The 13,200-nt window shown below is 57.6% G+C and carries 12 protein-coding genes; 10 read left to right on the forward strand and 2 right to left on the reverse strand.

Going from position 1 to position 13,200, the window contains the following annotated elements; genetic code table 11:
* Window positions 1–175: 175 nt before the first annotated feature.
* The 3 genes from fadI to sixA all read left to right on the forward strand — a co-directional run bounded on the left by fadI (window position 176) and on the right by sixA (window position 4,328).
* The gene (gene fadI, locus I6L58_RS19640) at window positions 176–1,486 is read left to right on the forward strand and encodes an acetyl-CoA C-acyltransferase FadI (RefSeq protein WP_088207985.1); all 1,311 of its coding nucleotides are present in this window, start codon (window positions 176–178) and stop codon (window positions 1,484–1,486) included.
* On the forward strand, window positions 1,486–3,633 hold the full coding sequence (gene fadJ / locus I6L58_RS19645) for a fatty acid oxidation complex subunit alpha FadJ (RefSeq protein ID WP_088207986.1): 2,148 nt from the start codon (window positions 1,486–1,488) through the stop codon (window positions 3,631–3,633). Before fadI ends, fadJ begins: the two co-directional genes overlap by 1 nt.
* 209 nt (window positions 3,634–3,842) lie before the next feature.
* Window positions 3,843–4,328, forward strand: a complete 486-nt coding sequence (sixA, locus tag I6L58_RS19650; protein WP_006176567.1) for a phosphohistidine phosphatase SixA — start codon at window positions 3,843–3,845, stop codon at window positions 4,326–4,328.
* A gap of 48 nt (window positions 4,329–4,376) precedes the next feature.
* Here the strand turns inward: sixA and smrB are convergent, their stop codons facing one another.
* Window positions 4,377–4,928 carry an endonuclease SmrB gene (smrB, locus tag I6L58_RS19655; RefSeq protein WP_088207987.1) on the reverse strand — a complete coding sequence of 184 codons (552 nt, stop codon included), beginning with the start codon at window positions 4,926–4,928 and terminating at the stop codon, window positions 4,377–4,379.
* 145 nt (window positions 4,929–5,073) lie between these two features.
* On the opposite strand from smrB, the gene prmB reads away from it, so the two are divergent.
* The 6 genes from prmB to I6L58_RS19685 are packed head-to-tail and all read left to right on the forward strand — an operon-like array spanning window position 5,074 to window position 9,628.
* Window positions 5,074–6,006 carry a 50S ribosomal protein L3 N(5)-glutamine methyltransferase gene (prmB, locus tag I6L58_RS19660; RefSeq protein WP_006176565.1) on the forward strand — a complete coding sequence of 311 codons (933 nt, stop codon included), beginning with the start codon at window positions 5,074–5,076 and terminating at the stop codon, window positions 6,004–6,006.
* A gap of 60 nt (window positions 6,007–6,066) precedes the next feature.
* Window positions 6,067–7,152 (forward strand): chorismate synthase, encoded by a 1,086-nt coding sequence (aroC, locus tag I6L58_RS19665; protein ID WP_006176564.1) that lies wholly within the window; start codon window positions 6,067–6,069, stop codon window positions 7,150–7,152.
* Between the two features lie 2 nt (window positions 7,153–7,154).
* The gene (gene mepA, locus I6L58_RS19670) at window positions 7,155–7,979 is read left to right on the forward strand and encodes a penicillin-insensitive murein endopeptidase (protein ID WP_088207988.1); all 825 of its coding nucleotides are present in this window, start codon (window positions 7,155–7,157) and stop codon (window positions 7,977–7,979) included.
* Window positions 7,979–8,788 (forward strand): sulfite exporter TauE/SafE family protein, encoded by an 810-nt coding sequence (locus tag I6L58_RS19675; RefSeq protein WP_006176562.1) that lies wholly within the window; start codon window positions 7,979–7,981, stop codon window positions 8,786–8,788. Before mepA ends, I6L58_RS19675 begins: the two co-directional genes overlap by 1 nt.
* Window positions 8,788–9,333, forward strand: a complete 546-nt coding sequence (locus I6L58_RS19680) for an elongation factor P hydroxylase (RefSeq protein ID WP_088207989.1) — start codon at window positions 8,788–8,790, stop codon at window positions 9,331–9,333. Before I6L58_RS19675 ends, I6L58_RS19680 begins: the two co-directional genes overlap by 1 nt.
* A 13-nt stretch (window positions 9,334–9,346) precedes the next feature.
* Window positions 9,347–9,628, forward strand: a complete 282-nt coding sequence (locus I6L58_RS19685) for a YfcL family protein (RefSeq protein ID WP_006176560.1) — start codon at window positions 9,347–9,349, stop codon at window positions 9,626–9,628.
* A gap of 97 nt (window positions 9,629–9,725) precedes the next feature.
* Here I6L58_RS19685 and mnmC read toward each other — a convergent pair whose 3' ends face one another.
* Window positions 9,726–11,726, reverse strand: coding sequence for a bifunctional tRNA (5-methylaminomethyl-2-thiouridine)(34)-methyltransferase MnmD/FAD-dependent 5-carboxymethylaminomethyl-2-thiouridine(34) oxidoreductase MnmC (mnmC, locus tag I6L58_RS19690; RefSeq protein WP_088207990.1), 2,001 nt, complete (start codon window positions 11,724–11,726; stop codon window positions 9,726–9,728).
* A 158-nt stretch (window positions 11,727–11,884) separates the two neighbouring features.
* Here mnmC and fabB point away from each other — a divergent pair, with 158 nt between their 5' ends.
* The gene (fabB, locus tag I6L58_RS19695) at window positions 11,885–13,102 is read left to right on the forward strand and encodes a beta-ketoacyl-ACP synthase I (RefSeq protein WP_006176557.1); all 1,218 of its coding nucleotides are present in this window, start codon (window positions 11,885–11,887) and stop codon (window positions 13,100–13,102) included.
* Window positions 13,103–13,200 lie beyond the last annotated feature (98 nt).

Here is a 13,200-nt window from a genome sequence, read left to right on the forward strand (position 1 = left end):
GAGGGCAAAAACCGCAACAATGCCTCTGCTCAACAGGGGCATTTTCTTTTTCTTCTCTGTGTATTAGCTCGCACTTTTTCGTTTCCCCGATTGGCTCAATGTAAAAAAATGGTTAAGACTGTTATCAGGTCAGACCACTTTGCGCGTCAGCATAAAAATTTTACAGGGGAGTGTTATGAGTCAGGCATTACCGCTTATCACCCGACAAGGTGACCGCATCGCCATTGTCAGCGGGTTACGCACGCCGTTTGCGCGCCAGGCAACCGCATTTCACGGAGTACCGGCAGTCGATCTGGGGAAAATGGTAGTGGGTGAAATGCTGGCTCGCAGCGAAATCCCCCCCGAGGTGATTGAACAGTTGGTTTTCGGCCAGGTCGTTCAGATGCCGGAAGCGCCCAATATCGCGCGCGAAATCGTTCTTGGAACGGGCATGAACGTGCACACCGATGCCTACAGCGTCAGCCGCGCCTGTGCGACCAGCTTCCAGGCGGTCGCCAACGTCGCGGAAAGCCTGATGGCGGGCACCATTCGAGCCGGGATTGCCGGCGGCGCGGATTCATCTTCAGTCCTGCCGATTGCCGTGAGTAAAAAGCTGGCGCGGATCCTGGTAGATGCCAACAAGGCGCGCACTGCCGGACAGAAATTCAAACTTTTCTCGCGTTTACGGTTACGCGATCTCATGCCGGTTCCCCCCGCCGTAGCGGAGTATTCCACCGGGCTGCGCATGGGCGACACCGCCGAACAGATGGCGAAAACCTACGGCATCACGCGTGAGCTACAGGATGCGCTGGCGCACCGCTCGCACCAGCTCGCCGCAAAAGCCTGGGCAGAAGGCAAGCTGGCTGATGAGGTCATGGCGGCCTATACGCCACCTTACCGCGAGCCGCTCGTGGAAGATAACAACATCCGTGGAGCCTCGACGCTGGCGGATTATGCAAAATTACGCCCGGCGTTTGATCGCAAGCACGGCACCGTCACGGCCGCCAACAGTACGCCGCTAACTGACGGTGCTGCGGCGGTGATCCTGATGACCGAGTCCCGCGCCAAAGAGCTGGGACTCACCCCGTTGGGATATTTACGCAGCTACGCGTTCACGGCCATCGATGTCTGGCAGGACATGCTGCTAGGCCCCGCCTGGTCAACGCCGCTGGCGCTGGAACGCGCCGGGCTGTCGCTCTCCGATTTAACCCTGATCGATATGCACGAAGCCTTTGCAGCCCAAACCCTGGCAAATCTCCAGTTGCTGGCAAGCGAACGTTTTGCCCGCGATGTGCTTGGCCGCACGCATGCGACCGGCGAGGTGGATCAGAGCAAGTTTAACGTTCTCGGCGGCTCCATCGCCTACGGTCATCCGTTTGCGGCGACGGGCGCGCGAATGATCACGCAAACGTTACATGAGCTACGCCGCCGTGGCGGTGGTTTTGGTCTGGTGACCGCCTGCGCGGCGGGCGGCCTGGGTGCGGCAATGGTTCTGGAGGCGGAATAATGGACACGACATCTGCATTTAATCTGGTTGTACGCCTCGATAACGTCGCCGTCATCACCATCGATGTGCCTGATGAAAAGATGAATACCCTGAAGGCAGAGTTTGGCGTGCAGGTGCGCGAGATGCTAAAGCACGTTCGCGAGAACAAAGCCCTGCGCGGCCTGGTTTTTATCTCCGCTAAGCCGGATAATTTTATCGCCGGAGCGGATATCAACATGATTGCCCGCGCGCAAAGCGCTCAGGAAGCCGAAGCGCTGGCGCGTCAGGGGCAGCAGGTGATGGCAGAAATTCATGCGCTGCCGATCCCCGTCATTGCGGCGATCCACGGCGCGTGCCTGGGCGGCGGGCTGGAGCTGGCGTTAGCCTGTCATAGCCGCATCTGTACCGACGATGCGAAAACCGTGCTGGGCCTTCCTGAAGTGCAACTTGGGCTGCTACCCGGCTCCGGCGGAACGCAGCGCCTGCCGCGTCTGGTGGGGGTAAGCACCGCGCTGGAGATGATCCTCACCGGGAAACAGCTTCGTGCCCGCCAGGCGCTGAAAGCCGGCCTGGTGGATGAGGTGGTCCCGCAGGCAATTTTGCTCGACGCCGCCGTTGAACGCGCGCTAAAAGGACGACAGGCAAAACGTCCCCTGCCGGTGCGCGAGCGCATTCTGGCCGGGCCGCTGGGGCGTGCGGTGCTGTTCAAACTGGCAGGCAAGAAAACCGAGCAAAAAACACGAGGTAACTATCCGGCGGCGAAGCGGATCCTGGAAGTGATTGAAACCGGGTTATCGCAAGGTGCCAGCAGCGGTTATGCCGCCGAAGCAAAAGCCTTTGGCGAGCTGGCGATGACGCCGCAATCTCAGGCGCTGCGCAATATTTTCTTTGCCAGCACGGAGGTAAAAAAAGATCCCGGTAGCGATGCGGCACCCGCGCCGCTGCAGGCGGTTGGCGTGCTGGGGGGCGGGCTGATGGGGGGCGGCATTGCGTTTGTTACCGCCAGTAAAGGCAAATTGCCCGTACGTATCAAAGACATCAATGCGAAGGGGATAAACCACGCGCTGCAGTACAGCTGGCAGAACCTTGATCGCAAGGTAAAACGCCGCCATATCAAGGCGAGCGAGCGGGATAAAACCCTAGCGATGATTACGGGCACCACGGACTACAGCGGCTTCAGGCATCGCGATCTGGTGATTGAGGCCGTGTTTGAAGACCTGGCGCTCAAACAGCAAATGGTTGCGGATGTCGAGGCGCACTGTGCGCCGCACACCATTTTTGCGTCGAACACCTCATCCATCCCGATTGGGGAGATTGCGGCCAACGCCGTACGTCCTGAGCAGGTGATTGGGCTGCACTTCTTTAGCCCTGTCGAAAAAATGCCGCTGGTGGAAGTCATCCCGCACGCCAACACCTGCCCGCAAACGGTCGCTACGGTGGTGAAGCTGGCGAAAAAGCAGGGTAAAACGCCCATTGTGGTAGCGGATAAAGCCGGCTTCTACGTCAACCGTATCCTGGCACCGTATATCAATGAAGCGATGCGGCTGCTGACGGAGGGCGAAAAGATCGAACATGTCGACGAGGCGCTGGTTAACTTTGGCTTCCCCGTTGGTCCAATCCAACTTTTGGATGAGGTAGGAATCGACACCGGCACTAAAATTATACCTGTACTGGAAGCCGCTTACGGCGATCGGTTTAGCCCGCCTGCAAACATTGTTTCTGCAATTTTGAAGGACGATCGCAAAGGCAGAAAAAATGAACGCGGTTTCTATCTTTACGCTGCAAAAGGGCGTAAAAGCAAGAAACAGGTCGACCCTTCAGTTTATGGGCTCATTACGACCACAGGGCAGGGAAGACTGTCGGCGGCTCAGTGTGCTGAACGCTGCGTCATGATGATGCTCAACGAGGCGGCGCGCTGCTTCGGTGAGCAGGTTGTCAAAAGCGCACGCGATGGCGACATCGGTGCCGTATTTGGTATAGGTTTCCCGCCCTTCCTTGGCGGCCCGTTCCGGTACATGGATACCCTCGGTGCGGGTGAAGTAGTTGCAATTCTGCAACGTCTTGCCTCGCAGTATGGTCCGCGCTTTACACCGTGTGACGAATTATTGCAGATGGCGGAGCGGGGCCAGACATTTTGGCCTGCAAGAGAAACTGTCCTCGTAAGCTGAGGTCAAAGAAGGGTAAATCCTGTGGTGAATGAACCTGTTCTGGCGAAGTTGTAAACAGAGATTGACTATACTTACGCCAATGAGGTAAAAAACGGCGTTTCATTCACCGAATGGATCAGGCACAATGCCCGGCCATCGGGTTTTCTACCTCAAAGATGTTAGCGCAGGTAGTTAACGCTGGTGATCCTGGTTAACAAAAGCGGTGCAATATGCAAGTTTTTATCATGCGTCACGGCGACGCGGCACTCGATGCCGCCAGTGACTCAGTACGTCCTTTGACCCTCTGTGGCTGCGACGAATCTCGTCAGATGGCTACCTGGCTTAAAGGTCAAAAAGTGGACATCGAACGCGTTCTGGTAAGTCCGTTCCTGCGCGCAGAACAGACGCTGGGGGTGGTGGGGGAGTGTATGAACCTGCCGTCTGAGGTGGATGTGTTGCCCGAGCTTACCCCGTGCGGCGATGTTGGGCTGGTCAGTGCCTACCTTCAGGCGCTGTGCAACGAAGGTGTCGCGTCCGCGCTGGTGATCTCCCACCTGCCGCTGGTCGGCTATTTGGTCTCTGAGTTGTGCCCGGGCGAAACGCCGCCAATGTTCACGACCTCCGCCATTGCCAACGTCACTCTCGACGAAACGGGCAAAGGGGTGTTTAACTGGCAAATGAGTCCATGCAATCTGAAGATGGCAAAAGCTATCTGATGTGACGTGCGATGAGGCGGGGCGCAGCATGCGACGCCCGCCTGACCGTCAGGGCAGCTCCGGTGGCTGCCACTCCTCTACTTCAATCAACACCAGTAATGCTGCATCTCCGCCATAGTCTTTCGGTGCCTGGTGAAAAGCCATTACGTGTGGATGTTGAGCCAGCCAAAGCGGCGTTTGTTGCTTCAGGATATGTTTCCCGTGTCCATGCATCACGCATGCGCAGAAAACGTGTTCCCGGCGGCAGGCGGCGATCAACGCCCCCAGTTCCTGCTTCGCCTGCATCTGCGTTAAGCCATGTAAATCCAGAAACAGCTCCGGCGAATAATCCCCGCGACGTAACTTTTTCAGCTCAAAGTGGCTGACGTCTTCACGCACGTACTTCACCGCGCCCTGTGTGTTCAGCAGGGGCTGAAATTCGTCTGAAAAATAGTGGCTGTTATCCGCCTGCTCCTGGAGAAGACGTTTGACCGGAACTTCAGTGACTTTTTTGCGCAGAGGTCGATGGACAATGGTGTCCTGTCTGATTTGACGCGTCCCGGTCATAAGCTGCCGGAAGAGCGTCTGATCCTCTTCGCTGAGCGATGTTTTCTTTTTCATTGGTCCGTCTCATCTCTGATTTCCCACAGTGTACCTGACTAAACGCATTTTTTAACCTCAAGCGGTACGCGTCATTGCTGATTTATCGCCGTCTTCATGGCAAACTAGCCGCCGAAAATTATGCGAGCATGCCCTGGAGGAAAGAGTGGATAAAATTTTTGTCGATGAAGCAGTAAACGAGCTGCATACCATACAGGACATGTTGCGCTGGTCGGTTAGCCGCTTCAGCGCCGCCAATATCTGGTACGGTCACGGCACCGATAACCCGTGGGATGAGGCGGTTCAGCTGGTGCTGCCGTCTCTCTACCTGCCGCTGGATATTCCTGAAGATATGCGTACCGCGCGCCTGACCTCCAGCGAAAAGCACCGCATCGTTGAGCGCGTGATCCGCCGCGTGAACGAGCGTATTCCGGTCGCCTATCTGACCAATAAAGCCTGGTTCTGTGGTCACGAGTTCTTCGTCGATGAGCGCGTGCTGGTGCCGCGCTCCCCCATTGGCGAGCTGATCAACAACCACTTTGAAGGGCTGATCCAACACCAGCCGCAGCACATTCTGGATATGTGTACCGGCAGCGGCTGCATCGCAATCGCCTGCGCCTATGCCTTCCCGGAAGCGGAAGTGGACGCTGTCGATATCTCCACCGACGCGCTGGCCGTGACCGAGCACAACATTGAAGAGCACGGTCTGATCCATCACGTCACGCCAATCCGCTCTGACCTGTTCCGCGACCTGCCAACGCTGCAGTACGATCTGATCGTCACCAATCCGCCTTACGTGGATGCGGAAGACATGTCCGATCTGCCAAACGAATATCGCCACGAGCCGGAACTCGGCCTGGCCTCAGGTTCTGACGGCCTGAAACTGACGCGTCGCATTCTGGCTTGCGCGCCGGATTACCTGACCGACGACGGCGTTCTGATTTGTGAAGTGGGCAACAGCATGGTACATCTGATAGAGCAGTACCCGGATGTGCCGTTCACCTGGCTTGAGTTCGATAACGGCGGTGACGGCGTCTTTATGCTGACCAAAGCGCAGCTTCTCGACGCGCGCGAATACTTCAGCATTTACAAAGATTAATCCAGCGGGCTTCGGCCCGTTTCACAACGCTCACACACAAATAACGACATCGGAGCCGTGATGGCAGGAAACAGTATTGGACAATTATTCCGCGTGACGACCTTTGGTGAGTCACACGGGCTGGCACTTGGCTGCATTGTTGACGGCGTTCCGCCCGGCATTGAGCTGACCGAAGCCGATTTACAGCACGACCTTGACCGCCGTCGTCCGGGAACCTCGCGCTACACCACGCAGCGTCGCGAGCCTGATAGCGTCAAAATCCTCTCCGGCGTTTTCGAAGGCCGCACCACCGGCACCAGCATTGGCCTGCTGATTGAAAATACCGATCAGCGCTCCCAGGATTACGGCGCCATCAAGGACGTCTTCCGTCCGGGTCACGCCGACTACACCTACGAGCAAAAATACGGCTTTCGCGACTATCGCGGCGGCGGACGCTCTTCGGCACGTGAAACCGCGATGCGCGTCGCGGCAGGGGCCATCGCCAAAAAATACCTGCAGCAGAAATTTGGCATCGTGATCCGCGGCTGTCTGAGCCAGATGGGTGACATTCCGCTGGCTATCAATGACTGGGCGCTGGTTGAGCAAAACCCGTTCTTCTGCGCCGATGCCGATAAGCTGGACGCGCTGGACGAGCTGATGCGCGGCCTGAAAAAAGAGGGCGACTCCATTGGGGCGAAAGTCACCGTCGTAGCCGACGGCGTGCCGCCAGGCTGGGGCGAGCCGGTATTTGACCGCCTGGACGCTGACATCGCCCACGCGCTGATGAGCATTAACGCCGTGAAAGGCGTGGAAATTGGCGACGGTTTTGATGTGGTTCAGCTGCGCGGCAGCCAGAATCGCGACGAAATCACCGCACAGGGCTTTCAGAGCAACCACGCGGGGGGCATTCTCGGCGGGATCAGCAGCGGCCAGCAGATTGTCGCCAACATTGCGCTGAAGCCAACCTCGAGCATTACGGTGCCAGGCCACACGATTAACCGCTCTGGCGAAGAAGTTGAGATGATCACCAAAGGACGTCACGATCCTTGCGTGGGGATCCGCGCCGTGCCGATCGCCGAAGCGATGCTGGCGATCGTGCTGATGGATCACTTCCTGCGCCAGCGCGCGCAGAATGCGGATGTGACGACCACACTACCACGCTGGTAAACATGAAAAAAACCGTTGTTGCTCTGCTGGCGCTGCTCGCCAGCGGAGCCAGTCTGGCCGCCACGCCGTGGCAAAAAATCACCCATCCGGTGGCGGGAAGCGCGCAGTCGATTGGGGCGTTCTCCAACGGCTGTATCGTGGGGGCGCAGGAACTGCCCTTGCAATCCGATACGTATCAGGTGATGCGTACCGATCAGCGCCGCTATTTTGGTCACCCGGATCTGGTGCTGTTTATCCAGCGTCTGGGAAGTCAGGTGCATAACCTGGGGCTGGGGACGATGCTGATTGGCGATATGGGCATGCCTGCCGGGGGCCGCTTCAACGGCGGGCACGCCAGCCACCAGACCGGACTGGACGTTGATATCTTCCTGCAGCTGCCAAAAACGCGCTGGAGTTCGGCGCAGCTGCTGAAGCCACAGGCGCTGGATCTGGTCGCGCGCGACGGCAAAAGCGTGGTGCCCTCGCTCTGGACGCGCGACGTCTCCAGCATGATCAAGCTGGCGGCGGAAGATAACGACGTGACGCGAATTTTTGTGAACCCGGCCATCAAGCAGCAGCTCTGCCTGGATGCGGGGACGGATCGCGACTGGCTGCGCAAAGTGCGCCCGTGGTTCCAGCATCGTGCGCATATGCACGTTCGTCTGCGCTGCCCGGCGAACAGCCTGGAATGTGAAGATCAGCCGCTGCCGCCGCCTGGCGATGGCTGTGGTTACGAACTGCAAAGCTGGTTCGAACCAGCCAAGCCTGGAACCTCTAAGCCTGAGAAGAAGACACCGCCTCCGCTGCCGCCTTCCTGCCAGGCGCTACTGGATGAGCATGTACTTTAATGGATAACTTCGTCGATCTGTTTATGGTGTCACCGCTGCTCCTGGCGGTGCTCTTTTTTGTGGCGATGCTGGCCGGTTTTATCGATGCCCTGGCGGGCGGCGGTGGGTTATTAACGGTGCCCGCGCTGCTGGCGGCGGGAATGAGTCCGGCGCAGGCGCTGGCGACCAATAAACTGCAGGCCTGCGGCGGGTCGCTCTCCGCCTCGCTCTATTTTATTCGCCGCAAAGTGGTCAATCTTGCGGATCAAAAGCTCAATATTGCGATGACCTTTATTGGCTCAACCGCAGGTGCACTGCTGGTGCAGCACGTTCAGTCTGACATCTTACGCCAGATCCTGCCGATTCTGGTTATCTGCATTGGCCTCTATTTTTTGCTGATGCCAAAATTAGGCGAAGAAGACCGCCAGCGTCGGCTGCATGGCCTGCCGTTTGCGCTGATTGCCGGCGGCTGCGTAGGGTTTTATGACGGTTTCTTCGGTCCGGGGGCCGGCTCTTTTTACGCGCTGGCGTTTGTTACGCTCGCGGGCTTTAACCTGGCAAAATCCACCGCGCATGCAAAGGTCTTAAACGCCACCTCTAACGTCGGCGGCCTGCTGCTGTTTATTATCGGCGGCAAGGTGATTTGGGCGACCGGTTTTGTGATGATGGTAGGGCAGTTTTTAGGCGCGCGCGCAGGCTCGCGTCTGGTATTAAGCAAAGGGCAGAAGCTCATTCGTCCGATGATCGTGATTGTATCCGCGGTGATGAGCGCCAAACTTCTTTATGACAGCCACGGACAGGAGATCCTCCACTGGTTGGGGATGAACTAATGAACAGTACGCATAATTACGAACAGCTGATCGAGATTTTCGATGGTTGCTTTGCTGAAGATTTTAATACCCGTCTGATTAAAGGCGACGACGAACCGATCTATCTTCCTGCTGATGCTGAGATTCCGTATAACCGGATTGTGTTCGCGCACGGCTTTTATGCCAGCGGGTTGCATGAAATTTCCCACTGGTGCATTGCAGGAAAAGCGCGCCGCGAGCTGGTGGACTTTGGTTACTGGTACTGCCCGGACGGGCGCGACGCCGCAACGCAGGGCAAGTTTGAAGATGTGGAAGTCAAACCCCAGGCGTTCGACTGGCTGTTTTGCGTCGCGGCAGGTTACCCGTTTAACGTCAGCTGTGACAACCTCGAAGGTGACTTCGAACCAGACCGTATTGTGTTCCAGCGCCGCGTTCACGCGCAGGTGATGGACTACCTTGAAAACGGCATTCCGGAACGTCCGGCGCGCTTTATCAAGGCCTTACAGAATTATTACCACACGCCGGAGATCACGGCGGACTGCTTCCCGTGGCCGGAAGATATTTAACAGAGGAAAGAAGATGATCGCAGAATTTGAATCACGCATTCTGGCGTTAATTGATGACATGGTGGAACACGCCAGCGATGATGAGCTGTTCGCCAGCGGTTATCTGCGTGGTCACCTGACGCTGGCCGTTGCCGAACTGGAAGCTGGGGACGATCACTCCGCCGAGGCGGTGCATGATGAAGTCACCCGCAGCCTGGAGAAAGCGATTCAGGCCGGGGAACTCTCCCCACGCGATCAGTCTCTGGTTTTAGGCATGTGGGACAATTTGTTTCAGAAAGCCAGCCTGACATCATAAGTTAGCGTTCGGATAGGCAGGCCGGGCAAGCATATGCGCCGCCCGGCGTGAAAACGGCTTTTCTGCCTGATGCCCGGTGGCGCTGCGCTTACCGGGCCTACGATTTGACCATTTTCCCCTTCAGCAGTTTGCGCACCCATAACCGGTTCGGGTTCAGCCCTGCCAGCGTTGTTCTGTCCAGCGGCAGTGGCTCATCGCTCATTTGCGCAGCCAGCACTTCAGCCAGCAGCGGGGCAGAACATAATCCCCGCGACCCCAGCCCGCCCAGCATGAAGAGTTCCGGATACACCGGCGCGCGTGCCGCCGAATCGCGGTTGTCCGCAAGTTCCTGATAAATCTCAAGCGTTGCGTCATAGTCCGGCACGTTCCCGGCCATCGGCAGGTGATCGCGCGTCGCGCAGCGTACGCCGCAGCGTGCATCACCCGCGCTGACGTCAACCTCTTTTGCCCACGTTGCCTGTGGGAAGCAGTCGATCAGCCGCTGACGATTTTGCTGCTGATCCTCTTCGCTGTAGTGCATGTCGGTTTGACCGCGATGATAGCTGGCCCCGATACAGTGCTGCCCGTTAGACGGGTTTTGTGGGGTCAGATAGCCGTCGTAACAGAGCACGTGACGCAGTTTAGCCAGTTCCGCCGTCGCGGGGATGTGGCTCACCTGTCCCCCGACCGGATAGACCGGCAGCGTTTCCGTCTGCACAAACTGGCTGATGTGATGGCCGTTAGCCAGCACTACGCTGGCATGCTGCGCCTGCTTGCCATCGTCAAAACGCACTTCCCAGTGCGTATTCCGGCTGAGCGACTCAACCTTATGGCCGTAATGCACCGTCAGGCCGCGTGACTGCGCGAGGGACAGCGCCGCTGCGGTCAGTTCGGCAGGGCACAGCCAGCCCCCGGACGGGTAGTGGATACCGTCACAGCCTGTCTCAACGCCTGCTTCGTCGGCAATGCGCTGCGCGTCTATCGCGTGGGCGATCGCATCCGGCAGGCCCAGCGACAGCATTTGCGTGATTTTTTGCTGGCTCTTTTCATCCCAGCCGAGCTGCGTGACGCCGCACCAGTCGTGGTCGAACGCCACGGGAAGCAGGTCATACAGGCGACGGGCAAAGGTGAACGCCGCCGGGAAAAATCGGAACAGCGCCGGATCGTGCGAACTCAGCAGGGGATAGAGCGCGCCCTGACGGTTGCCGGATGCCCCTGCCGCGGGCGCGCTGTCAGCGCAGTAGAGCGTCACCTGCCAGCCGCGATGGAGCAACGCGAGCGAAAGCAGGGCGCTGGCAATGCCGCCGCCGATGATGGCGGCTTCGCGCGATGCGCTGGGGCTGCGGGCAAACCACGGCGTCTGTGCGGGAAACGTCAGTGTGTGTTCCATCTCGCCGACCAGCATGTCGCGCTTGCGACCAAACCCTTTGGTTTTGCGCATGGTAAAACCCGCTTCCTGCAAACCACGGCGGACAAAACCGGCAGAGGTGAAGGTGGCAAGCGTTGCCCCGGGGCGGGCCAGCCGCGCCATGGCGGAAAACAGATGCGGCGTCCACATATCCGGGTTTTTGGCAGGAGCAAAACCGTCCAGGAACCAGGCGTCTACCTGCTGATTCATCGAGTCATCAAGGCTATCGGTGAGCGTATTGATATCCCCCAGCCATAAGTCGAGGGTAACGCGCCCACCGTCCAGCAGCAGACGGTGGCATCCGCCAATTGCCGGTGGCCACTGGGCCTGAAGCTGTTCTGCCCACGGCGCGAGTTCCGGCCAGTGCTGATGCGCCAGGGCAAGATCGCCTGCCGTAAGCGGAAATTTTTCGAAACTGATGAAATGTAATCTTTGGAGCGTAGCCTCTGGGTGGGCGGCGCGGAAACGATCAAAGGCCTGCCAGAGCGTCAGGAAGTTGAGCCCGGTACCAAACCCGCTCTCTGCCACCACAAAAAGATTACGCGGGTGACGCGGAAAACGGCTGCTGAGATGATTTCCTTCGAGGAAAACATAACGGGTTTCTTCAAGTCCGTTATCATTAGAAAAATAGACGTCACCAAAATCTCGGGAAACAGGTGTACCCTCAGCGTTAAATTCGAGGTTGGCGGGTTGTATAGCGTTTTGTTTCACGTAAGTTACTCGTCTGACAGGCAGTGGCACGATCTTAACGATGTGTGTCCATTGGTGCAAATTTCCGCAGAAATTGGCTGATCGGACTTGTTCGGCGTACAAGTGTACGCTATTGTGCGACTCGAAACTTATTATAGTGCGACTGACAGAGGTATTGAATGAAACGTGCAGTGATTACTGGCCTGGGCATCGTTTCCAGCATCGGTAATAACCAGCAGGAAGTCCTGGCATCTCTGCGTGAAGGACGCTCCGGGATCACTTTCTCTGAAGAGTTTAAAGATTCGGGAATGCGTAGCCACGTATGGGGTAACGTCAAACTGGACACCACCGGTTTGATTGACCGTAAAGTGGTTCGTTTCATGAACGATGCCTCTATCTACGCCTATCTGTCCATGCAGGAAGCGATTGCTGATGCTGGTCTGAGCGAAGACGTTTACCAGAACAACCCGCGTGTTGGCCTGATCGCCGGCTCCGGCGGTTCGTCTAAAGCTCAGGTGTTCGGTGCCGATGCCATGCGTAGCCCACGTGGGCTGAAAGCGGTGGGTCCTTACGTTGTGACCAAAGCGATGGGCTCAGCGGTTTCCGCCTGCCTCGCAACGCCGTTCAAAATCCACGGCGTGAACTACTCCATCAGCTCCGCCTGTGCGACCTCCGCACACTGTATCGGTAACGCGGTTGAGCAGATCCAGCTGGGTAAACAGGACATCGTGTTTGCAGGCGGCGGCGAAGAGCTGGGCTGGGAAATGGCCTGCGAGTTCGACGCGATGGGCGCACTGTCCACCAAATATAACGAAACCCCGGAAAAAGCGTCTCGTACCTACGACGCGCACCGTGACGGTTTCGTTATCGCTGGCGGCGGCGGTATGGTTGTGGTTGAGGAGCTGGAACACGCTCTGGCACGTGGTGCCCACATCTATGCTGAAATCGTTGGCTACGGCGCAACGTCCGACGGCGCAGACATGGTTGCACCATCCGGTGAAGGCGCGGTGCGCTGCATGAAGATGGCGATGCACGGCGTTGATACGCCAATTGACTACCTGAACTCCCACGGTACTTCCACCCCGGTTGGTGACGTGAAAGAGCTCGGTGCAATCCGTGAAGTGTTCGCTGATAAGAGCCCGGCGATCTCTGCGACCAAAGCCATGACCGGTCACTCTCTGGGTGCTGCAGGCGTGCAGGAAGCCATCTACTCCTTGCTGATGCTGGAGCACGGCTTTATTGCGCCAAGCATTAACGTTGAAGCGCTGGACGAACAGGCTGAAGGCCTGAACATCGTGACTAAGCCAACCGATGCGACGCTGACAACCGTTATGTCCAACAGCTTCGGCTTCGGCGGTACTAACGCCACGCTGGTAATGCGTAAGCTGAAAGACTGAGTTTGACGCAGCGGTAAAAAGGAGCCTACAGGCTCCTTTTTTATGCATTGACAAGCAGTTGAACTGGCAGGCAAAATCCACATCTCAACATTATCCTC

Source organism: Enterobacter cancerogenus (assembly GCF_019047785.1).
Classification (GTDB): Bacteria; Pseudomonadota; Gammaproteobacteria; order Enterobacterales; family Enterobacteriaceae; genus Enterobacter; species Enterobacter cancerogenus.

Excerpts from the sequence above, each read along its gene's own strand:
- fadI (WP_088207985.1), top strand. The coding sequence starts at position 176 with ATGAGTCAGGCATTACCGCTTATCACCCGACAAGGTGACCGCATCGCC.
- fadJ (WP_088207986.1), top strand. The coding sequence starts at position 1,486 with ATGGACACGACATCTGCATTTAATCTGGTTGTACGCCTCGATAACGTC.
- sixA (WP_006176567.1), top strand. The coding sequence starts at position 3,843 with ATGCAAGTTTTTATCATGCGTCACGGCGACGCGGCACTCGATGCCGCC.
- smrB (WP_088207987.1), bottom strand. The coding sequence starts at position 4,928 with ATGAAAAAGAAAACATCGCTCAGCGAAGAGGATCAGACGCTCTTCCGG.
- aroC (WP_006176564.1), top strand. The coding sequence starts at position 6,067 with ATGGCAGGAAACAGTATTGGACAATTATTCCGCGTGACGACCTTTGGT.
- mepA (WP_088207988.1), top strand. The coding sequence starts at position 7,155 with ATGAAAAAAACCGTTGTTGCTCTGCTGGCGCTGCTCGCCAGCGGAGCC.
- I6L58_RS19675 (WP_006176562.1), top strand. The coding sequence starts at position 7,979 with ATGGATAACTTCGTCGATCTGTTTATGGTGTCACCGCTGCTCCTGGCG.
- I6L58_RS19680 (WP_088207989.1), top strand. The coding sequence starts at position 8,788 with ATGAACAGTACGCATAATTACGAACAGCTGATCGAGATTTTCGATGGT.
- I6L58_RS19685 (WP_006176560.1), top strand. The coding sequence starts at position 9,347 with ATGATCGCAGAATTTGAATCACGCATTCTGGCGTTAATTGATGACATG.
- fabB (WP_006176557.1), top strand. The coding sequence starts at position 11,885 with ATGAAACGTGCAGTGATTACTGGCCTGGGCATCGTTTCCAGCATCGGT.